The 18,893-nt window shown below is 55.4% G+C and carries 20 protein-coding genes and 1 pseudogene; 10 read left to right on the plus strand and 11 right to left on the minus strand.

Annotated features, from left to right (window positions below; genetic code table 11):
- Window positions 1–3 precede the first annotated feature (3 nt).
- The 4 genes from NDI54_RS13950 to NDI54_RS13965 all read right to left on the minus strand — a co-directional run bounded on the left by NDI54_RS13950 (window position 4) and on the right by NDI54_RS13965 (window position 2,652).
- Window positions 4–576 carry a hypothetical protein gene (locus NDI54_RS13950; RefSeq protein WP_310897043.1) on the minus strand — a complete coding sequence of 191 codons (573 nt, stop codon included), beginning with the start codon at window positions 574–576 and terminating at the stop codon, window positions 4–6.
- Window positions 573–1,334, minus strand: a complete 762-nt coding sequence (locus NDI54_RS13955) for an ABC transporter ATP-binding protein (RefSeq protein WP_310897044.1) — start codon at window positions 1,332–1,334, stop codon at window positions 573–575. The genes NDI54_RS13950 and NDI54_RS13955 overlap by 4 nt, the downstream gene beginning before the upstream one ends.
- A complete protein-coding gene (locus tag NDI54_RS13960) occupies window positions 1,331–2,221 on the minus strand; it encodes an ABC transporter permease subunit (RefSeq protein ID WP_310897045.1) in 891 nt (296 codons plus the stop codon). The genes NDI54_RS13955 and NDI54_RS13960 overlap by 4 nt, the downstream gene beginning before the upstream one ends.
- 233 nt (window positions 2,222–2,454) lie before the next feature.
- On the minus strand, window positions 2,455–2,652 hold the full coding sequence (locus NDI54_RS13965; RefSeq protein ID WP_310897046.1) for a CopZ family metallochaperone: 198 nt from the start codon (window positions 2,650–2,652) through the stop codon (window positions 2,455–2,457).
- A gap of 955 nt (window positions 2,653–3,607) precedes the next feature.
- Here NDI54_RS13965 and NDI54_RS13970 point away from each other — a divergent pair.
- The gene (locus tag NDI54_RS13970) at window positions 3,608–4,864 is read left to right on the plus strand and encodes an orc1/cdc6 family replication initiation protein (RefSeq protein ID WP_310897114.1); all 1,257 of its coding nucleotides are present in this window, start codon (window positions 3,608–3,610) and stop codon (window positions 4,862–4,864) included.
- 650 nt (window positions 4,865–5,514) lie between these two features.
- Window positions 5,515–5,934 carry a hypothetical protein gene (locus tag NDI54_RS13975; RefSeq protein WP_310897047.1) on the plus strand — a complete coding sequence of 140 codons (420 nt, stop codon included), beginning with the start codon at window positions 5,515–5,517 and terminating at the stop codon, window positions 5,932–5,934.
- Window positions 5,935–6,016: 82 nt separating this feature from the next.
- Here the strand turns inward: NDI54_RS13975 and NDI54_RS13980 are convergent, their stop codons facing one another.
- Both NDI54_RS13980 and NDI54_RS13985 read right to left on the minus strand, forming a co-directional pair.
- Window positions 6,017–6,196, minus strand: coding sequence for a DUF7511 domain-containing protein (locus NDI54_RS13980; protein ID WP_310897048.1), 180 nt, complete (start codon window positions 6,194–6,196; stop codon window positions 6,017–6,019).
- 147 nt (window positions 6,197–6,343) lie between these two features.
- Window positions 6,344–6,565, minus strand: a complete 222-nt coding sequence (locus NDI54_RS13985) for a DUF1328 domain-containing protein (RefSeq protein ID WP_310897049.1) — start codon at window positions 6,563–6,565, stop codon at window positions 6,344–6,346.
- A 279-nt stretch (window positions 6,566–6,844) separates the two neighbouring features.
- Here NDI54_RS13985 and NDI54_RS13990 point away from each other — a divergent pair, with 279 nt between their 5' ends.
- Entirely contained in the window at window positions 6,845–7,714 is an 870-nt protein-coding gene (locus NDI54_RS13990; RefSeq protein WP_310897050.1) for a ParA family protein, read from the plus strand.
- A gap of 9 nt (window positions 7,715–7,723) precedes the next feature.
- Entirely contained in the window at window positions 7,724–8,146 is a 423-nt protein-coding gene (locus NDI54_RS13995) for a hypothetical protein (protein WP_310897051.1), read from the plus strand.
- Window positions 8,147–8,173: 27 nt separating this feature from the next.
- Here the strand turns inward: NDI54_RS13995 and NDI54_RS14000 are convergent, their stop codons facing one another.
- A complete protein-coding gene (locus NDI54_RS14000; protein WP_310897052.1) occupies window positions 8,174–8,491 on the minus strand; it encodes an RPA12/RPB9/RPC11 RNA polymerase family protein in 318 nt (105 codons plus the stop codon).
- A gap of 384 nt (window positions 8,492–8,875) precedes the next feature.
- Here NDI54_RS14000 and NDI54_RS14005 point away from each other — a divergent pair, with 384 nt between their 5' ends.
- Window positions 8,876–9,397: a DUF6326 family protein gene (locus NDI54_RS14005; RefSeq protein WP_310897053.1), complete on the plus strand. Its 522-nt coding sequence runs from the start codon at window positions 8,876–8,878 to the stop codon at window positions 9,395–9,397.
- A 454-nt stretch (window positions 9,398–9,851) separates the two neighbouring features.
- Here the strand turns inward: NDI54_RS14005 and NDI54_RS14010 are convergent, their stop codons facing one another.
- Window positions 9,852–10,532, minus strand: a complete 681-nt coding sequence (locus NDI54_RS14010) for a class I SAM-dependent methyltransferase (protein ID WP_310897054.1) — start codon at window positions 10,530–10,532, stop codon at window positions 9,852–9,854.
- Window positions 10,533–10,750: 218 nt separating this feature from the next.
- Complete coding sequence (locus NDI54_RS14015; RefSeq protein WP_310897055.1) at window positions 10,751–11,557, minus strand: hypothetical protein; 807 nt, start codon at window positions 11,555–11,557, stop codon at window positions 10,751–10,753.
- A gap of 103 nt (window positions 11,558–11,660) precedes the next feature.
- Here NDI54_RS14015 and NDI54_RS14020 point away from each other — a divergent pair, with 103 nt between their 5' ends.
- The 3 genes and pseudogenes from NDI54_RS14020 to NDI54_RS21450 all read left to right on the plus strand — a co-directional run.
- Window positions 11,661–12,065 carry a CopG family ribbon-helix-helix protein gene (locus tag NDI54_RS14020; protein ID WP_310897056.1) on the plus strand — a complete coding sequence of 135 codons (405 nt, stop codon included), beginning with the start codon at window positions 11,661–11,663 and terminating at the stop codon, window positions 12,063–12,065.
- A gap of 335 nt (window positions 12,066–12,400) precedes the next feature.
- A complete protein-coding gene (locus NDI54_RS14025; protein WP_310897057.1) occupies window positions 12,401–12,595 on the plus strand; it encodes a hypothetical protein in 195 nt (64 codons plus the stop codon).
- A gap of 300 nt (window positions 12,596–12,895) precedes the next feature.
- Window positions 12,896–13,117 (plus strand): annotated as a pseudogene (locus tag NDI54_RS21450) (twitching motility protein PilT); the annotation flags it as partial.
- 202 nt (window positions 13,118–13,319) lie between these two features.
- Here NDI54_RS21450 and NDI54_RS21545 read toward each other — a convergent pair.
- Together NDI54_RS21545 and NDI54_RS14030 are read right to left on the minus strand one after the other, a co-directional pair.
- Window positions 13,320–13,658 carry a DUF7521 family protein gene (locus NDI54_RS21545; RefSeq protein ID WP_455032226.1) on the minus strand — a complete coding sequence of 113 codons (339 nt, stop codon included), beginning with the start codon at window positions 13,656–13,658 and terminating at the stop codon, window positions 13,320–13,322.
- Complete coding sequence (locus NDI54_RS14030) at window positions 13,658–14,005, minus strand: winged helix-turn-helix domain-containing protein (RefSeq protein WP_310897058.1); 348 nt, start codon at window positions 14,003–14,005, stop codon at window positions 13,658–13,660. The genes NDI54_RS21545 and NDI54_RS14030 overlap by 1 nt, the downstream gene beginning before the upstream one ends.
- Window positions 14,006–14,340: 335 nt before the next feature.
- On the opposite strand from NDI54_RS14030, the gene NDI54_RS14035 reads away from it, so the two are divergent.
- Together NDI54_RS14035 and NDI54_RS14040 are read left to right on the plus strand one after the other, a co-directional pair.
- Entirely contained in the window at window positions 14,341–16,281 is a 1,941-nt protein-coding gene (locus NDI54_RS14035) for a COG1361 S-layer family protein (RefSeq protein ID WP_310897059.1), read from the plus strand.
- Window positions 16,281–18,755, plus strand: coding sequence for an efflux RND transporter permease subunit (locus tag NDI54_RS14040; RefSeq protein WP_310897060.1), 2,475 nt, complete (start codon window positions 16,281–16,283; stop codon window positions 18,753–18,755). The genes NDI54_RS14035 and NDI54_RS14040 overlap by 1 nt, the downstream gene beginning before the upstream one ends.
- The last annotated feature ends 138 nt before the right edge of the window (window positions 18,756–18,893 follow it).

The following is an 18,893-nucleotide window of genomic DNA, read 5'->3' on the forward strand; positions in this document are numbered from 1 at the left end:
GCCTCACCACAGCTGTTTTGTCGTAATTGTCACTTCGATGTCCGGGGAAAACGGCTGCCATTCCTCGCTCTCGTCTCTCCTGTACTCGAATATCGGCGACTCGTGCTCGCCCCGAACGTATGCAGTCCCAGCCCCACGAATGCCGTCGCCGTGCAGTTCGTAGGTTTCACTGACTGTTTGTCCGGAATCAAGTGCCTGAACGAGCGGTGTCGACTCGACGCCGTAGTCGCTCCGACTTTCGATGTCGACGTACTGGCTGGTTTCGTACTGCGCCGTATACAGCAGCGTTCCGCCCGGACCCTCGGCATCGGGTGAGCGAACGAGCTTCAGCAGTCCGAACGGCCACACACCCGTGTTCCGCACGCGGAGCGGTCGCTCCCCTCGGTTGCGGAGTTCGAATTCGAGCCGCGCCGGGTGTTCGATGACGGCATCAGGCTCCATGACTGTCACGTCGAACTCGAAGGGCGCTGTTGCCGTCACCGCAACATCCGTGATCGTGTACTCCGTGTCACCCAGGCAGCCTGCGAGGCTCGCCATCGAGGCCCCCGCGGTGGTGAGCAAGGCGCGTCGTCTCATCGCTTTTCCCCCGTGGTCCGTTCGTCCGCAGTGACCGCCTCGTCGGTGATCGAAACGAAAATTTCCTCGACCGAGGCATCCGCATCCACGTTAGCGCGTGTCCGGAGGTCATCGACAGTGCCCTCTGCCACGATCTGCCCACGGTGGAGGATGCCGACCCGGTCACAGACTAGTTCGACCTGGCCGAGGACGTGGCTTGAGAAGAAGACCGCCGCTCCGCGGTCGTTTTCCTCGTGGACGATTTCGCGGACAGTCCTGACCCCGTGAGGGTCAAGGCCGGTGAACGGTTCATCGAGAATGAGCAGGTCGGGATTGCCGACGAGTGCCATCGCGAGCGCCAGCCGTTGCTCCATTCCCTGCGAGAACGTCGCAACGTCTTGATCGATCGCATCGCCGAGCCCGACACGGTCCAGCAGCTGTTCGGGAGAATCACTCGCGCGCTTCGTGTTGCTGACGAGCGCGAGGTGCTGCCGTGCGGTGTGTCCGTCGTAGAGGCTGTACCGGTCCGGGAGGATCCCCAATCGGTCGTGTATCTCGACGACATCGGCCTGGGGATCAGCACCCAGAACGCGAACAGTTCCCTCTGTCGGGCGGACGTAATCCATGAGGAGACCGATCGTCGTCGATTTTCCAGCACCGTTGGGGCCGAGGAAACCGTAGATCTCGTCGTCGGTGACGGTGAGATCGAGGTCGTCAACTGCGACCATCGATCCGTATCGCTTCGTGAGCCCGTCGGTTTCGATAACGGCCTCAGTCATACCAGATCCCTCCGCGAGAAGACAAACTGAGCGAGTCCGAAGGGGGCGATCAACCACGCGAGGAGGATGAGGATACCGACGGACTCGTGGAGGTAGATCGGAACCGCGCCGGGCTGGAACGTCGTTTCGACGACCAGCGCGTTCGTCGATACCGTTGGCCGGAGTTCTGAGAGGACAGTACTGTACGTGCTTGTGGAGTTGCCAACACCGAGTATCCAGTTCGAGACGACGTTGTATGCTCCACTCGGCGAGAGTCGGTGCAGAACGAACAGCAGTCCCGACGCCGGTGGGTCAAATGGATTGACGGGCTGACCCGTCACCTGCGAGAAAATTGCCGTACTGATCCGTGACCAGAAGACGATCAACGGCAGAAATACGACGCCGAAAACAGCGCCAGCGGCCGTGACCGTTCGCTTGGCGACCGCAGAGATGGACACAGCAATCGAAACGAGCACGCCGACGTAGGCGAGCGTCACGAGAGCGACCCCGAAAAACAGGAGCGGGTCGAACAGCCCGTGGTTCACCAGTCCGATGCCGGCCAGAACGAGAAACGAGACGGAGACGGGACCGGCAATACCGGCCGTCCGGCCGACGATCTTTCCGAGGAGAATCTCCGTTCGCGTAAGCGGGAGCCCGACGATGAACTTGACACTTCCCGAGGTCCGTTCGCCGACGACCGACTGGTAACTCAACAGTAACACGCCAAGCGGGAGCAGTCCTGTTCCGGCCAGTTGCACGTATCCAGCCGTGATGTTCGTTCCGAGACTGTCCCAGCCGACGTAACTCGGCCGGTAGCTCCACAGAACGAGAAGGGTGGCCAAGAGCCAGACACCCTTCGATTTCGCCACTGTTCGTGCTTCCTTGCGAGCAAGCGGGGACCAACGCATCGGGTGGTGCAACTCAGGCCATCTGATTATATTTTGTCAAACCGGCCAGAGCGGCGGTAGACAGAGCTAACGGTATGATCGATCAATCACAGGGAGTCTCGTTTGACGACGAAAACCACGATAGGAATGCCGTGGCGCTCAGGCAAGTTGCTACGGGAATAGCAGCATTTCACACATCGATGCTGTCAAAGTGTTCGCTCCCTGAAAGGAGACGATTCCTGAAAGGAGATTACTCAGACGTGAGCGGTGTACCCGGCGTTTTCGACAGCGTCTACGAGAGTTGAGGTATCGGCGTCACCGTCGACGTGTGCCCGGTCCGTCTCTCGGTCAACAGCCACATCAGTAACACCGGGTACGTCCTGAAGCGCCTCTTCGACTGTCTGTTCGCAGTGTCCACACGACATACCCTCTACGGTGATAGTTGTCGACATACAAGACGGCGTACGGTTTCTATTCTTATGGGGATTCTCCCTTCGATAGATTCGTACTGCTGCCACCTGAGATTTGGATCGGTAAGAGAATCGGTCTAGACACTTTCTGAGGAAAGCCAAGCGGGAAGTAACACACCACTGTTTCCGGAGCTTTGCAGTTCTAGCAGAACAATCTGAGATGGTGGTCCGCTCGTTCGTAGTCCTGGCGAACGGAGTGCCAGAAAGATCTCTGAAACACACCACCGCTTCCGAAGTAATCACCGCGAATCTGGACTGTAAACGATGGAACGGCCGGATTGAATTACAGTGGAAATTGTGGTTCAATGATTGCAGGGACACACCACTGTTTCCGAAGCTATCGGGGTCAACACACAGGAGTCACATATCAAACGGCTGTTGACACTATGCAGATCCTGGGTCAGTACGAGAATCCACATCACCGGATTTGAGGGTGTATCTGTTGGGAAATGACAAAGATCGATGGTAGAACGTAGTAGAGAACCCTCACACCACTGTTTCCGAAGCTTTTCACAACTCAGGGATAGACCAACCCTCACACCACTGTTTCCGAAGCTATGGGAGCATCGTGTGGGGGAGGGCTGCAGATGCCAGCAATAATTGATTGGTTCGGGGTTGATCCGAACTCGATCCAAGAAAATCTGATCGGCTGAACTACCTACCTCTAGTAGTTCTAGACTAACGCAGTTTCTTCTTACTGCTTTACGGATATTGTTATATGTATATAGTTATAAAACTTCCTCTATTCAAAAGTGAATTGAACGTACAGCCGGACAGATATCCGAAAGCTTCGGAAATAGTGGTGTCTGTGTGTTTTATAAGTAATCGAGCATCGGAAACGCCGGGGGGTATCATACTTATAAAAACGCAAGCTTCGGACGCTTCGGAAGCTTAGGAACCAGTGGTTTTATCATATCATGCTGTGAGTAACTCCCTCATGGGGATGTTTGAACGGGATCAACAGGTGTTTGCGGATGCGACTCCCCTCGACGATTCGTACGAGCCAGAGGATATCCGAGAACGAGACGACGAACTGGAAAAATATCAACGTGCTCTCCAACCGATCATCGACAATCGGCCCACATCAAACATTTTTCTCTACGGAAAAACCGGCACCGGAAAGACGGTCGCAACGAAGTTCATGCTCTCCCATCTCGAGTCGGATGCAGCTACGTACGACGATGTCGAACTCTCGACTATCTGGGTCAGCTGTGAGAATCTCTCCTCGTCGTATCAGGTCGCCGTTGCTCTCGTGAACGAACTCCGGCTTGGCCAGGGCAAGGATCGGATTAGTACGACGGGCTATTCACAGCAACGAGTGTTCGATCTGCTTTACGACGAACTGGACTCTCTTGGTGGTACTGTCGTGATCGTACTCGACGAAATCGACAACATCGGGCAGTCAGACGATATCCTCTATGGACTGCCCCGTGCCCGGTCGAACGATTACGTCGAGGATGTACGTCCCGTTATTGTCGGCATCAGCAACGACTTCCAGTTCCGGGAGAACCTCTCGCCGAAGGTCAAGGATACGTTGGCAGAGAAGGAGATCCTCTTTCCACCGTACGATGCCAATCAGTTACGGTCGATTCTTCATCCACGGGCGGAAAAGGCGTTTCACGACGATGTCCTTGAAGATGACGTTGTCCCGCTGTGTGCAGCTTTCGCCGCACAGGATACCGGCTCGGCGCGACAGGCCATTCGTCTCCTCCGCGAAGCCGGTGAAATAGCTCAAGCCGAAGAAGCCGATGCCGTGACTGGCGACTTCGTTCGGGACGCCCAGGATGAACTCGAAAAGAACCAGCTCTACCAGGGTATGCAGGAACTCACGACGCAGGGACACGCTGTCCTGTGCGCGCTTGCGTATCACCAGGCACTCGATGAGGTCCCAGTCCGTTCCCGTGACCTCTACGACCGGTACATCAAAATCTGTGAACGATTAGACGCCGATAGCGTCAGCGAACGGCGTGTCCGCGACCATCTGTCGGACATGAACATGCTCGGACTCATCAGCGTGTACGAGCGCAACGAGGGACTGTCCGCAGGTCGCTATCACGAATACGAACTCGATGTTCCGCTCAAAGCTGTCCTCGATGTCTTACTGTCGACCTCGCGGTTCGAAGATGTCGCAAACATCATTCAATCGACCGCCGAAGACAACAATTTGCTGCAGTCCAACCTTTCGAACTACTGAGTCCGCTCCGGCTTCGAAAGCTCCGGAAACAGTGGTGTGTAGCTTCGGAAACGGTGGTGTGTGTGGGTGTTCATTTTTCGGACTAGTATGGTCCGTTCCTGACTGGTTTCACATCGCGAACACGTCGGACCACCTAACCGTGCGATCATCGGGCTGGAAGCCGCAACTATCGACGGCGCCCGCGCACTCGGACTCGAAACCGATCGGCTCGAGTCAGAAACACCTTGACGGACTGGTCTTGTCTGGCGTCAGATGCTTCGCGAAAGCGATATCTGAACGCTGGACAGCATCTTCCGGCGGATTCGCAGACCAGCTGGATCATCCAGATTTTGATGAAAGCGACCGACACAGCTGCGCTCGTCGATGCTGGCGTAGAATCGTCTCTTGTCGAGACGGCCCAGATGGGTAACGTCAACGGTATCGCTAATGTTGTCTCGGACCACTATAGGTCACTCCGGCTGTAGGTCTGTTTTGATAAACTGTATACTACTATAATTAATTCAAGCTCCCTGAGACCAGGCATCCTTCGGGAATATGATCCCTCAGCGAGAAACTCCGGTGTCCGTTGCGGTGTCGGGGAGCCGCCAACGACCACCGTAGACACATCACTTACCCGTGTGGGTGATCAACTGCCAGGTACCCGACCTATCATGGTTTCTGGAGAGTCACTGCACCATCCGCCGGACGAACACGAGGAGTACCCGCCGATTCGCTGTGATGCATGTCGGACTGCGCTGCAGTCCCCTGACGGGATGCCGTCGTTCCTGCTGCTCGATCAGTTGACGGTTCCACTTGTCGGCTGTACTGACCACCTGACGGAGTTCACAAGCGTCTGTGGGTATACGACCACAGCTACCGCTGAACTGCTAAACCACAGGCCCGCTGGCGGTGTCGGCTGTCCGAGCTGTCACCTGGCAGTACACAATCCACAGCAGCCGGTCGTTCAGGTTCAGGACGGAGCCGTCGCCGTACTCGCGTGTCCGAGACACCAATCCGAGGTCATCAACCGGTTTCACGCGGGACTGGACACACAACACCAGCTGACAGCGCAGTTCGAGACGTTCTCCTGAGGCGGCTCTTTTTTGACGAATACGGCCCGGAGTCTCCCGTCATAGCCATCCCGCACAAGCGCACTGCAATTCGCGACACCGATCAGACGGTTTCGGCGAGATCGTATGCGAAGTCTCTGTCGATGGTGAGCCAGTGTGTCGTGCGTTCGCTCTGTGGGTCGTAGATCGTGAGTTCGGTTGGTGCATCTCGGTCGTCGACCGCCCAGCTAAGCGCTATGTCGGGGCGGTTCGGAGGACGGGAGTCGTGGTTGTTCGTTTGCATGGATATCGTAGATCTCGGGTAGTTATCGCGGGTAGACGCCGGGCAGTCGATGGCCCCTCTCAGCTGATTGGTCGCCGACTGTTATTCGATCGCCCGTACCGTCCCGGACTGAAGCGGTGACTCTCACAGTTTAGCGGAGGGCCGTTCTTACAGGACGTACGTAACGACAGCAAGCACGACGAAGATGATGACGAGCCATTTCGCGATATCCATACTGATGCCGGCGACACCCCGCGCGCCGAGAACAGCGGCGACGAGCGCTAGTATCAAGAACAGGACCGCGAGTTCGACGAGGTTGCCGCCGCCGAACTGCAGTGGTACTGCCTGCATTGCAGCGACGCTCTCCAGAACGCTACCGGTTGGTAACATGTTGTTACATTGAGTGCTTGTCTATATCATCCCCCTACTTATTCACTGACAGTCTTTTTTTGATTACCTGAGAGAACGTGACCTGGGCGTGGACGGTCGCCGGCGCATTTCCTCCATCAACTGCTGTCGTGAGTCCCACCTTGGAGTCTCAGACTAGTCTGTTCATTAGATTCAATATATTGGTTCAACCGAATGATTGATACGATTGATTGAACTGTTTGGTTGAACCAGATGGTTGAAGCAATGGGTTATTTGAACCAATGGAAACAACTGCCTGGTATGCTCTCATACAGCACGTACAGCGAGGCTGGTGGGGTCGGCAAAACCACTACCGCCGCAAATCTGGCGGCAGCACACGCACGCGCGGGACTGAAACCGCTGGTCGTTCCGCTAGACCCACAAGAGGGTAACCTTTCTCGGTTGTTCGGCGTCGACGGGGACCGCTCGAAGGACGTTGATCACCTTGCACGGCATATGATAAACCGTCCGAAGGGTGACTTCCAGGACCTTATCGCCGAGACCGAGCACGGCGTCGATCTCATACCCGAGCATAACCAACTTGCCGACCTCGGCGATTGGCTGCGCCGTGAACAGGACCAGGCTGCTGCAGTCGGGGACGCGTTCAACATCCACGCCGCGTTACTGAGTACGCTCGCTGACGCCGGTATTCGGGACGAGTATGACGTTCTGATCTGTGACCCGCCGGCGACGGAAGGGCCACACCTGCACAACGCGATCAACGCCACTCGGTCGCTCGTGATCCCTGTCGAACCGAGTGCGAAGGGACAGGCTGCTGTCGAGGGTCTTGAACAGCTCGTCGCCGGGCTAGAAGACACGCTTGACATCGACGTTGGTGTACTCGCCGCCGTGCCAGTGGGTGTGAAGGGAACGAACGACCAGGAGCGCGTTCTCAGCGAGATCCCGTACTCGACGCCGGAGATCTTCGGTGATCGGACATCGCTGATGGAAGGGTCGTGGGCACAGCAGTGTTCGGCGTTCACGTACGTCCGCGAGCATCGGAGCCGCCGTCGTGACTACGAGCTCGAAACGCTTGCGCAGTACGACCGACTAGCCCGCTATCTCGAAGAACAAGCTGGCATCGAGGCTCCGAACCCACCAGAACCCGGCGCGCTCGAAGAGGTGGCCTAAATGGGGGGTATGAAGGAAGGGCCTGGTGAGGACCCCTTTGCCGATGATTCAAACGACGATACGCAAGCGGACCCGGAGCCGGAACCAGTGACCGACACACCCATTTCTGATGAACCGACGACTGATCCTGCTGACCCGATAACCGAACCCGAAAGCGATACGAATACCGACATGAGTACCGACCAGATCCCGTATGTCATCCGTCGCCAGACCGTGAAAGAGGACCGTGACAACGAGCACGTCGCATTCCTGCGGGACGAATACGCTGAACTGGAAGACCAGATCAGGGCTGACGTGGCCGACGAACTCGATATGCGCCCGAAGGACGTGTCGGTGACGGACTTGCGCGAGGCGTTTGTCGAACTCGCGGCGGAAAACCCTGCTGCCGTGGCAACAATACTGGAAAACTGGGGCTACGAGCACCTGAAATAACCTGAATCCTCCGCTGGGGATGCGCCGTCAGGATTCGCGCCACTTGTGGCCACACTCGATGCAGGTGAACAGCCGGACCTCGTAGGAGCCGCCGGGCTTGGGCAGCATCTCGTAGGAGGCCCGATCGCTGTCACAGTCGTCCGCCGGACAGGGCTCCTGCATCGTCTCGGTGGAGCCCTGGGTCGCGTCGGCCACGGCGGGTGCCCCGTCGTCTCGCTGACCATCCTGTGTCGCCATCGCCGCTTCTGCTTGCGAGTCCCGCGGCTCCTCGTTCTCACAGGAACGACACACCCACGTGTCGCCCTCCGTGTGCATCAGCGAACCACACTCGTCACAGAATTGCATACACCGGAGGAGTACGGTCTCGGATATATGTGTTAACTTCCGCTCCGTCGGCTGTGTTGAAATCCTTAGAAAGTTATATATTCTATCTATAGTAACAATTGAAACGATTTACACACTGATCGCACCGCTGTCGTGCGATCAGGTGTGCATTGATTTTCAATGGCTACTATAGGTTGTGGTTAGTGTAGGGACTCACATTCCAGTCAGCCCACCGACTTACCCGAAACCTGTCAGGAATGCCGTGCGAGAGACAGAGTGTGTAGTCAGCACGTCCACTGTCGGTCTCGTCTATCTGGAAACCGAGGGTGGCTCACTCGGATAATCAGAACCACGCAGAGTTTCAAAATGCTATCGAATCACAAGGCTTCGGGTAGTAGGCACTGTATGGCACCATCAAAGCCACAGGCGGACCAGTCAACGACGGCGGAACCCAAGAGCGGCGTATTGGAGGATAACCAGATTGATGTGAAATTGAAGCTTGCCGGATTGTGGACCTCATTTATGTTTTTGTATGTATATGTAGACGTTTTGGGATTTTATAAGCCAGGGACTATTGAGGATATACTCATAGGACAAGTATTCACGTTCCAAATTTCGCCATTATTCATTATGATCGCACTAGTATCAGTAACAATTCCGGCTTTAATGGTTGCCCTGTCTCTGACATTGCCGGCAAGAGTGAATCGCTGGACGAATATCGTCCTGGGAATACTCTATATTCCGTATTCATTATTCAATTTAGCGGGTGCGGGATCTTGGCCACATTATTACTTTGGTGCTGGTGTAGAAGTTGTTCTTCTTGCACTAGTTCTCTGGTATGCCTGGAAATGGCCGAGGACCCCGGTGGACGCAACCCAAAGGGCTGAGGCGAACGACCGGAAGACAGTCCAGCCTCAAGATTTCTGAAGGTGCGTCGTTCGTCGAAACGTCGAGCGCAACCGACCACAGGGGGCCATCTCCTCGGTGAACCGAGAGGCGAATTGGGATCCGCGACTCCGTGAGAAACCGCACAGGTTCAACCATTTGGTAGTAGCACAGCCCCAACATTCAAAATAGTCCGTCGGGCCGTGCAAGACACGCGCGCTGTATCTTGCACGGGTATCAGAATATCTCTCTAGATTGGTCGAAACCTCGACGGTCGATACGCAGGCTTCAGCGAGCACCTGTTTCAGAATATAATATGTCTGAAAGGTAGGGGTTTCAACAGAGCCGCTCCGTCATTATTCCAGGCAACTGCGCAGGCTGACTGTGCTGGGTTATCGAAGCGGCAACAGGCAACGTTCGAACGACATCATCACATATTCAGACAGATATCACGACCCGGTGCTATTCTGATTGGGTAGCCAGAACACGGGTTGGCTCATTCCGGGATGTCACCCCCGATTATGTACTGTTGGTAGTCGGGTTCTTCGCCCCAGAATACCGTATCCATCAGCGGTTCGTGCTCGACGTTCTCAACCCCGTGCTCACTAAGTAGTTCCGACAGTTCCTCAGGCGGACGGCCGTCATACAGCGGCAAGTCCTCGTGGATGTCTTCGTACCCGTCGAACGCACCTGCGAAATCCCAGTGACCTTCGATGAGAATGAGCCGACCACCGGGACGGACAACTCGGCACCACTCCTCTATTGCCTGGCCCGGAGATGGAAGCGTCCAGATGAGATGCCGAGAGGTCACCATATCGTACGTGTTGTCGGGCTGTTCTAACGTTTCAGCATCACCGACACGGAAATTGAGGTTTTCGTCTTTCTCACGAGCCTTCTCACGGGCTTTCTCCAGCATTTCGACTGAGTAATCGACGCCTGTGACATCGTGACCGAGCTCCGCCAACAGGAACGAAATTACGCCAGTACCGCAGCCGACATCAAGGGTCTGTTGCGGGGGCTCACCTGTCCAAGACCCCAATACCGAGAGCCATGCTTCATGCTGTTCCTCTCCATGGAGTGCATGGTGGCTATCGTCGTCGTACGTCGCAGCCCGCTCGTTCCAGTACGTCCGGACCTCCTCTTTGATATCGTCAGCAGACAATTCGGATCCTGTCATTCAAGGTCATCTTCAAAACCGATCTGCTGTTATGTAATATTCTCGATTTGAGCATGTGAGTGACACTCAGGGCCCCCTTTATTCGTCACGCACTGTCGGTATTCTATCTCCGGCACTTGGATATGGTTCGCCCTTTAGAATTCTCCAGTCACCGGCATTTTCAGATCGGTTCTATTCCCCTACAGAAGGGTGTGACGCTGGGAACGGGACATTTCGGTTCAGAAGACGCCAACGATGAATCCGATGCCCATGATGGCCAGGACTGTCGCGGAAAACAGCGGAAGGTACGGTGTGTATCGCTTGACCGTTGCCTCGTGCTCCTGATAGCCAGCGATGAGGAGCATCGTCAGCCCGACAATACCCAGAATGACTGTCAGCGCGTACGCGGCCATTAGTTCCAGACAATAGACCGAGCCGGCACAGAGTCCGATGATCTCGAACTCCTCTTCGTGGGCGAACCCGAGAACGAATGCGAACCAGGCGATTCCGAACAGGCTGCGATTGGCGTCAGTCGCTGAGTCTGTTCTGTGTTCGTGCGAATGTCCACCCATTCCTGCAAGCCGTGCTTTCATCCGTTCATACAGCCCACCTGAGGGGTGTTCCAGCGTCGATGACGTGGCGTCGTGATCGTGAGCGGACTGGTCCGCTGTCGGCTCATCGTGGTCGTGATCATGCTGATGGGAGTGTCCGTGTGTGTACTCTCGGATACCGAGCCCTATGAGTAACACACCGGCAATGATACTCACAGGGCCGCCAATGGCGACACCGCCGATCGAGATCGGTTCGTTGAGCTGGGTCAACTGAAAGTACGATTTCGCGTAGAAGAACACGCCGACCATCGCCAGACTGCTGATGAGGTGTCCGATACCAATGAGTGAACTAGCGGCGAGCCCGTGGAGCCACTTGTTGGATTGATCAAGCGCATAACTCGCAGCGACCGGCCATCCGTGCCCGGGTTCGATACCATGGACGATGCCCAACCCAATCGCACCGACCAATAGCGGAAACGCTTCGCCGTGTAGCATATATCGATTCCTCTATCCCCGCGTTATATAGGGGTTGTTAGGACTGAAATGGGGGTTCCGTAATAATCGAGGAATCAAGTCAGCGGGGGATCAACTGTAGCATATGCGAACAAGCTTGAACGTCTCAGATGACATCCTCGAAGCGTTCGACGAAACGTGGCAAGCCGAAGGACTTGATTCCCGCTCACGGGCGATTCGTGAAGCAATGCAAGAATATATCGAGGGACACTCACAGCTTGAGGAGGTTTCAGGTGATGTCGTTTCCGTTCTGGCCTTCGATTACAAGCATCACGAGGTGATTCAGGATCTCCACTCCGCCCAGCACCACTTCCAGGACATAATCGAGACGATGAGTCACACCCACCAGGGAGACTGGTGTTTAGAGACGGTCTTCTGTCACGGTCCTGCGGCACGGGTTCGTGAACTCGTGTATCGCCTTCGGGACTTCGATGGGGTTGGTCGCGTGAAAACAATGCTACTCAGGGAAACCACTCCACCTGCTCAGTAAATAACTACAGGACACCGTGTCATAGAACCGCTCAAATTCCGCATCGGTTATCGATTGGCGCGCGATACTGGTTTTGTCCGTCTCACCAACAGAGATGTCATATTCCGACACATATTTTACACCAGTGTCAAAGTCCCCAGTAATATTCCGTTAGGGTGTCATAAAACAGTTCACAAGGTGGTTTATTTCAGGACTTTTGCGAGGAGTTCTCTGCTGAGTACGTCTGCGAACCGACCAATAATGATATAATTCGCAACAGAGCCACTGTGAGGATATTGGTGAACAGGTGGTTATATTGATTTCGTAACAAGATATTTCGGTGAATGTCTCTCTCTATGAAGAACATTGACACGCTACAAGAGGCTATTACACAAATCCAGTTTGCTCAACAGGAATTGGAGGATGATAATGTCTCACAGGACCTTGAGGAAGCTATAAAACCGCTTCAAGAATTGGTGGAGTCCTTGGAAAAAGAAGCTGAAAATCAGTATTGGCCCAACAGGATGCGTAGTCTATACGGGCTGTACTGACCAGTTTAGCTTGGGTGTGTCAGCAGTTCTCTGACATCCTCATATTCCGTCTTAATCTCATCATTGTCTTCCTGTTTCGTATCCTTCTGATACTCTTTGGTCCCTGTTACAGAGCTTCACGATCCAATTGAGGCAGTTGTGCGGACAATTCTCAGCAAAGCGCATGAGTAACAGTTGAGACAGGGTTCTCACTGTTCGCCTCGGTCTCGATGGCGAGGCTGACGCAGTCTATGAGGTCGAAGCAGCGAAAGAACTCGAATTCGATGATGAACATTCGGACGGCGGGGAGTCCCGGACGCAATGACAGGCGAAGGTGTTCCAGCAACCCCGAGCGTTCTAAACACGACTGTCCTCTCGAATTTTGCCTACATCGACCAGCTGTGAGTGATTGCAGGGCTCTCTGGGATCTGTGCGGTTCCAGTCGCTCGCGAGGAACTCGAATGCGGCGTCAATAACTATCCGTATCTCCAGTCAGCTCTAGACTTCTTTGACGACGAAATTCCAGTCGCAACGATTTCAGAATATCGCTGACAACACTAACTGTAGCCCCAACAGAGGTTCGAAGGATGAGGTAGTAACGACCGAAACACGGAGTGCAACGGGATTTGTGCTACTTTCGGCAACAGCAATTACTTGTCAGAAGATCGATAGAAAGAGGACTGTATCCATGAAATTTATTTCGTCGAAATATGGTTGAATGTCATTCATTACTCCTTCTCACGATTCACGAATGACTCCGTAACGACAGCGAATAAATAATACATCCGATACCGACGATTTTGATGCTATTGCTCACTAATGGTGAATACAGAGTATACACGATCAGATCGAGCCTGAACTGTAAGCCAGCTATCGAAATTAGAAGCGATGCGATTGGAGACACAACAGTAATGAGTGCGAGCCCGGCCGCGAGAAACAGCATCTGTCGTCTATTACTTCTACGATACCCTTGATACGCTTGGTAGACAATAAATACCCCCATCCCAACAGCGAGTAACGTCACTGCTAGTAGAAGCAGGGAGTAGGGGGGAATCACCGACGGGTCAATTTGGAGCGATTGCATTAGATTTCTCCCCACAGTTCGGTGAAACGGTCCGCCATTTTTTCAGTCGGTTGTTCTTCGACTTCGATCTTGAGTGTATCATTTTCTAACTCTATTGTGAGGCGTTTGAGCCGTGCCTTGTAGACACTGTAGTGGTGGCCACCGTCTTCGATCTGGGTTTGTTCTTCAAGGAGTCCACACTCGATGAGCCGTTCAGTGCGTCGATAAATCGTCGGGAGCGACGCATTACACTCATCACTGAGTTCCTTCGCCGACTTTGCCGTGGTGTTTGTTGCCGTGAGGATTGCGCGAGCGTACTCATCGTCGAGGAGGGCGTAAATCTCGCTCGACTGGGGATCCTCACTCACGTGTAGTCATTCTCGCAGGCATGCTTGGTATGCGTGCCGATTTTCTGGGTCTGAAAATGTACTCAGACTATTTCGCTACACAGAATCAGCGCCATCTCAGCATCGTTCCCCGGAAGATTTCTGCGTGTGTCTTTGCCTGCCAAACGAACGCGTTACCTGGCTCTAAAGCAGTTTTTCTGGCGTGGAAAATCTGCATTCCTGTTTAATTCCCCACACTCCCTCCATTTTCTCGTGATACGAGAACCGTTGCAGCACACACTTTCCGGTCAACAGCTACGATTACACTGTTTCTGCGGGCTGCGACCCCGCTCACAGCCATCACGTGAGGAGACACAATGAAGCGGAGCAGTAGTGCGAGTATCCTCTTTGCTGTTGTCGTAGTGACGGTTGCGAGTGGTACTGCCGTCGCCGCCGTAACCGGGAGTCCCCAAATCGAGGTTACGTTTGCCGACAACACTGTCTCGCCCGGCGAGGAGACGACGCTTGACGTTGTACTCTCGAACAGCGGTGACCTCGACAGCGGGTCGGCTACCAACCCAAGTCTCAACAGCGAAGTGACGACTGCCCGGAGTCTGAGCGTGGATGTTAGTTCCGGCGACGCCCCGATGGCGATTACCACGACCCGACAACAGACTGGTGACCTCGCCACGGGATCGCCCCGTACAGTGTCGTTTGATATCAGCGTCAACGACAGCGCTGAGGCCGGCACCTATCGCATCCCCGTGAGATTGGAGTACGACTACTACAGCCTCGTCGCCGAGTCTACGGGAACCCGTAATGAGGGAAGCGTCTCGCGGACAGAATACGTCACCGTGCATATCAGCGATGACGCCACGTTCGACGTGATCAACGTCGACTCCGACACTCGCGTGGGATCGACAGGCGGTGTCGAACTAACCGTCCAGAATACGGGCGAGACAGCCGCAACCGACGCTGCAGTGACGCTGTCGAGCCAGAACGGCGAGTTTACTGTTGGCGGTGGAGAGCAGAGTTCCCGCTTCGTCGATGCGTGGGAGTCCGGCGAAAACAAAACCTTTGACTATCAGGTCGGGGCGTCCAGTGACGCCAAACCTAATCCGTACAACTTCCGCCTGTCCGTGGCGTTTGACGACGCCAAGGGCGTCCGAGAAGAATCCGTTAGCAGTACGGTCGGCATCGCCCCCGCACCCGAACAGTCGTTCGCGGTCGTCAACACCTCCTCGATGGTGCCTGTCGGCAACACTGGGGAGTACGAACTGACGCTTCGCAACGACGGCCCAGTCACCGTCAACGACGCAGCAGTGACGGTCACCTCACAGAGCAGCGACATCACCTTCGGTGGAGCCAGTTCCACCTCGCAGTTCGTCGGGGAGTGGACCCCCGGTGAGGTCCGAACGGTGACCGTCGACGCGACTGCGAGTTCGAACTCTGAGGTCCGTTCGTACGCGCTCTCTGCATCGGTCCAGTACGACGACCCTGAGGGCGACACGGGCACCGATGACAGTCTCTCGCTGGGTATCGAGACCACGCCGAAACAGGAGTTCTCGCTGTCGGACGTTTCTGGGGGACTGCGTGCGGGCCAGGACGGCACGCTCGAAGCGACGTTGGCCAACGATGGTCCCCGGACCGTCGAGAACGCCGTGATTAACTGGGAAAGCGACCACTCGAATCTCTCCCCGCAGGAAACCCAGTACGCCGTCGGCAATCTGGAGCCCGGCGAGTCGACGACGGTGGATTTCGGCGTCGACGCCTCCGACAGCGCCCGCGCGGGGCCACGTCAGTTCGACTTCACTGTCGGCTACACGGACGACAACGGTAATCAACAGTCGAGCGATACGCTGTCGCTCCAGTCCGACGTTGCCGCCAGCGAGGACGAGTTCGACCTCGCGGTCGCAAACCGAACGATTACCGTCGGGAACGCACGGGTCGTCTCGGTGGAAGTGACGAACAACCTCAACGAGACGGTTACCGATATCGAGGCACGGCTGTTTGCTGACGACCCACTCAGCATCAGTGGCACGGACACCAGCTATATTGAGTCGTTAGCGCCCGGTGAGTCCGCGACACTGGCGTACGAGGTGTCGGCGGCGTCCTCCGCGACAGCGGGAAGCACCTATCCGATGGCGTTCGACTTCCGGTATACGGATAGCGATGGCAACACCCACCTGTCTGATACGTTCAGGAAGCCAGTTGATGCGGCTCCCCAGAGCGGCGGGGGGCTACCTGTCCCACTCCTCCTGGGGCTGGGCGTAGCTGTCATCGGTGGTGCGGCAGTCGTTTACTGGAGGCGCGACTGATGTCACTGGCGGAGCGAGTTGAAACGGCGACAGAACGCCTCAACACGACAATCGTGGACCGACCACGAGCGGTTATCGTCGTATTTCTGCTTGTCACAGGGGTCTTCGTCGGCGGTTTAGGATCTGTGCAAGTGAGCGCCGGCGGCCTTGACTCGTTCACCGAGGGACTACCGGAACAGGAGGCCGAAGACGAAGTCACCGAGAATTTCCAGGGCCCGTTTCAGTCGGACACGCAGGACACGACACAACTCATTCGGACGGATAGCAACGTTCTGACCAAAGAAGCACTTGTCCGTGACGCACGCCTTATCGAACGCGTTGCGGACCGTGATGACCTTCGGATGGAATCGGCCAGTGGTCCGGCTCCAACTATTGCACGGCATTTGAATCCGTCAGCGACAACACCGGAAGCATACCGGCAAACGCTCGAACGCGCCCCCAGGTCTGACATCAGACAGGCTGTTCGAGAACTCGAATCGGAGTCCCGGCTGCGCGGATCGGTATCAAACGATTTCAATCCCACTAGCGTCTCAGCGTCTGCATCAATCACGACGATCTCACATGATTTCCCCAGTAGTTTTGACGATCTGACTGCTGTCCAGACGGGCATCCAAGGGGTTGCTGACGATATGCCGGGCGACGTTCGTGCGTTCGGGTCAGGAACGACCGAAGCAGAGATACGGCAGTCTATGTCGGATTCGCTTCTGATTGTGATGCCGGTAGTGATACTACTGTTGCTGTTCTTCCTAGTGGTCGCATACCGTGACCCCATCGACGTACTGCTGGGACTGGTGACGCTTGTAATGACGATTATCTGGACGTTTGGATTCCTTGGATACACAGGGATTCCGTTCAGCCAACAGATGATCTCGGTCCCGGTGTTACTGCTTGCTGTTGGCGTTGACTTCGGTATCCACATCATCAATCGCTATCGAGAAGAGACAGCGCGCGGGTTTTCACCAGTTGAAGCGATGCGAGAAGCGAACGACCAGCTCATCATAGCGTTCGTCATTGTGACCGTAACCGCAGTGTTCGGATTCGGTGCGAACGTCATCTCGACCCTGACACCGATTCGGAACCTGGGCATCGCGTCAGCAGTTGGTATTCTCTTCACATTCCTCCTCTTCGGGGTATTCTTACCCGCGGCCAAGTTGGTGAGTGATGACGTACGGACCCGTTTCGGTGTTCCGGAATTCAACTCCGCCCCGATCGCGTCAGAGGATTCAGTCCTCGGACGAATGCTCGCGTTTCCGGCACAGGTGAGCCAGCACGCTCCAGTGGTGATCGTCTTGGGCTTGCTCCTGTCAGGTGGTCTGATGGGCGCGTATGGGTCGGGTGTCGGCACCTCGTTCGAGAATGAAGATTTCCTGCCCCCCGAGGAGATTCCGGCGTACCTCACAGAGTTGCCTGAGTCGCTCAGTCCAGGTGAGTATACTATCACGTCGACGATCAATCTGCTGGATGATAAATTCGGGAGCAGTCAGGGCAGTACTGTGAAAATATATGTCCGGGGGAATCTCAAGCAAGATCACGCGCTCGAAGCTCTCGCCGCTCCGAACGACAATCCTCCGGAGTCGCTTGCAGTTGGACCTGGCGGGCAGGCAGAGGCACGGAGCATCGTGACCGTCATCAAATCTCACGCGAACGAAAACGAAGAATTTGCCGCCTTAGTCGCCCGAAACGACCAGAACGACAACGGCATTCCCGACCAGAATCTCGAACAGATTTACGACGAACTGTTCTCGTCTTCGGCGAGTGACCGGGCCCAGCGGTACCTCACTGAGGATTACCGGTCCGCACAGATCGAATATCGGACTGATCCCGACGCAACACAGACAGAAGTGACCGCTGGTGGGGCTGAACTAGCAGACAGACTTCGGTTCGAAGCGACAGCCACGGGAAGCGTCGTCGTCCTTGCGGCGGTGATGGATCTGATCTTCCAGTCTGCGATTCAGGGGCTGGTCATGGCAATCGGACTGACTGCCGGGTTCCTTGTGATTATCTACGGCATCTTGGAACGGAAGCCACTGCTCGGCGTGGTCAACGTCTTCCCGATACTGGTGGCAATCGCGTTCTTGCTCGGGACAATGCGATACCTGAACATCACGCTAAATGCACTGACAGCAACGATCCTCTCTATCTCGGTCGGGGTCGGAATCGCCTATTCAGTGCATACGACCCATCGGTTCATCGACGAATACGATGCGACGACAGGCGCACACGAAGCGATGATGGTCACGCTGACAGGGACCGGCGGTGCATTGTTCGGCAGCATGCTGACAACCGCCCTGGGGACTGGTGCGCTCGCACTAGCCATTACCCCGATTCTCGGCAACTTCGGGGTCCTGATCGGCCTGAGTGTCACCTATTCGTTCCTCGCGGCGGTGATCGCACTCCCACCCGCAGTGTTGCTCTGGGAACGAATACACCAGTGGGATCTTGACCTATTGGCGCGTCTCCGTCCCGCAGTCTAGGCGATATATCCTTTCGACTGGGAGACGCTATTTTTCAGGGAGCAGCACTCGTCACAACGGTGGATGGCTAAATACACTCCGAATATGTGCGATATACAGTAATTTGTCGGGTTCCGTCGCATCTGATTTCAATTCGTA

Origin of the sequence: Haloarcula terrestris (genome assembly GCF_031624315.1) — an archaeon.
GTDB classification, from domain to species: domain Archaea; phylum Halobacteriota; class Halobacteria; order Halobacteriales; family Haloarculaceae; genus Haloarcula; species Haloarcula terrestris.

Excerpts from the sequence above, each read along its gene's own strand:
- NDI54_RS13950 (WP_310897043.1), bottom strand. The coding sequence starts at position 576 with ATGAGACGACGCGCCTTGCTCACCACCGCGGGGGCCTCGATGGCGAGC.
- NDI54_RS13955 (WP_310897044.1), bottom strand. The coding sequence starts at position 1,334 with ATGACTGAGGCCGTTATCGAAACCGACGGGCTCACGAAGCGATACGGA.
- NDI54_RS13960 (WP_310897045.1), bottom strand. The coding sequence starts at position 2,221 with ATGCGTTGGTCCCCGCTTGCTCGCAAGGAAGCACGAACAGTGGCGAAA.
- NDI54_RS13965 (WP_310897046.1), bottom strand. The coding sequence starts at position 2,652 with ATGTCGACAACTATCACCGTAGAGGGTATGTCGTGTGGACACTGCGAA.
- NDI54_RS13970 (WP_310897114.1), top strand. The coding sequence starts at position 3,608 with ATGGGGATGTTTGAACGGGATCAACAGGTGTTTGCGGATGCGACTCCC.
- NDI54_RS13975 (WP_310897047.1), top strand. The coding sequence starts at position 5,515 with ATGGTTTCTGGAGAGTCACTGCACCATCCGCCGGACGAACACGAGGAG.
- NDI54_RS13980 (WP_310897048.1), bottom strand. The coding sequence starts at position 6,196 with ATGCAAACGAACAACCACGACTCCCGTCCTCCGAACCGCCCCGACATA.
- NDI54_RS13985 (WP_310897049.1), bottom strand. The coding sequence starts at position 6,565 with ATGTTACCAACCGGTAGCGTTCTGGAGAGCGTCGCTGCAATGCAGGCA.
- NDI54_RS13990 (WP_310897050.1), top strand. The coding sequence starts at position 6,845 with ATGCTCTCATACAGCACGTACAGCGAGGCTGGTGGGGTCGGCAAAACC.
- NDI54_RS13995 (WP_310897051.1), top strand. The coding sequence starts at position 7,724 with ATGAAGGAAGGGCCTGGTGAGGACCCCTTTGCCGATGATTCAAACGAC.
- NDI54_RS14000 (WP_310897052.1), bottom strand. The coding sequence starts at position 8,491 with ATGCAATTCTGTGACGAGTGTGGTTCGCTGATGCACACGGAGGGCGAC.
- NDI54_RS14005 (WP_310897053.1), top strand. The coding sequence starts at position 8,876 with ATGGCACCATCAAAGCCACAGGCGGACCAGTCAACGACGGCGGAACCC.
- NDI54_RS14010 (WP_310897054.1), bottom strand. The coding sequence starts at position 10,532 with ATGACAGGATCCGAATTGTCTGCTGACGATATCAAAGAGGAGGTCCGG.
- NDI54_RS14015 (WP_310897055.1), bottom strand. The coding sequence starts at position 11,557 with ATGCTACACGGCGAAGCGTTTCCGCTATTGGTCGGTGCGATTGGGTTG.
- NDI54_RS14020 (WP_310897056.1), top strand. The coding sequence starts at position 11,661 with ATGCGAACAAGCTTGAACGTCTCAGATGACATCCTCGAAGCGTTCGAC.
- NDI54_RS14025 (WP_310897057.1), top strand. The coding sequence starts at position 12,401 with ATGAAGAACATTGACACGCTACAAGAGGCTATTACACAAATCCAGTTT.
- NDI54_RS21545 (WP_455032226.1), bottom strand. The coding sequence starts at position 13,658 with ATGCAATCGCTCCAAATTGACCCGTCGGTGATTCCCCCCTACTCCCTG.
- NDI54_RS14035 (WP_310897059.1), top strand. The coding sequence starts at position 14,341 with ATGAAGCGGAGCAGTAGTGCGAGTATCCTCTTTGCTGTTGTCGTAGTG.
- NDI54_RS14040 (WP_310897060.1), top strand. The coding sequence starts at position 16,281 with ATGTCACTGGCGGAGCGAGTTGAAACGGCGACAGAACGCCTCAACACG.